The sequence below is a fragment of the Acinetobacter sp. ANC_7654 genome (assembly GCF_056779855.1).
Genome location: NZ_JBWYIR010000025.1, coordinates 1 through 867, shown reverse-complemented (window position 1 = coordinate 867; position 867 = coordinate 1). Strand labels below are relative to the sequence as shown.

Genomic DNA, 867 nt, shown 5'->3' with positions numbered 1-867 from the left:
TGCACAAGCGAAAGTTGATGCACTTCCAGAAGGAGCAGACAAAGACGCATTGGATGCACGCTTAGATGATCTAGTCGACATCACCTTACCAGCCGTAAATGATGAAAATGAAGATGGTGTGGATGATGCAGTTGCAGCACTTGAAGAAGCGACAGAGGCAGTAGAGGCGGCTGAAGCAGCATATGCTGAGGCAGAGCAAGCACTAGCAGATGCAGAAGCAGATGGTTTAATCACGCCAACAGAACTTGCTGAGCTGACTCAAGCACGTGATGATGCGCTTACTGCTAAAGAAGATGCACAAGCGAAAGTTGATGCACTTCCAGAAGGAGCAGACAAAGACGCATTGGATGCACGCTTAGATGATCTAGTCGACATCACCTTACCAGCCGTAAATGATGAAAATGAAGATGGTGTGGATGATGCAGTTGCAGCACTTGAAGAAGCGACAGAGGCAGTAGAGGCGGCTGAAGCAGCATATGCTGAGGCAGAGCAAGCACTAGCAGATGCAGAAGCAGATGGTTTAATCACGCCAACAGAACTTGCTGAGCTGACTCAAGCACGTGATGATGCGCTTACTGCTAAAGAAGATGCACAAGCGAAAGTTGATGCACTTCCAGAAGGAGCAGACAAAGACGCATTGGATGCACGCTTAGATGATCTAGTCGATATCACCTTACCAGCTGTAAATGATGAAAACGAAGATGGCGTAGCAGATGAGTACGAACAAGTATTGGCAGATGCCGAAGCAGCAGTAGAGGCGGCTGAAGCAGCATACGCTGCGGCAGAACAAGCGCTGATCGATGCAAATGCCAATGGGCTCATCACTCCAACAGAACTTACTGCACTGACTCAAGCACGTGATGATGC

Annotated in this window: 1 protein-coding gene; it reads left to right on the top strand. The window is 48.6% G+C overall.

The window, feature by feature from the left end:
- The coding region (locus AC1M86_RS14760) for a GA-like domain-containing protein (RefSeq protein ID WP_481608251.1) at positions 1–867 on the top strand (867 nt) is incomplete at both ends.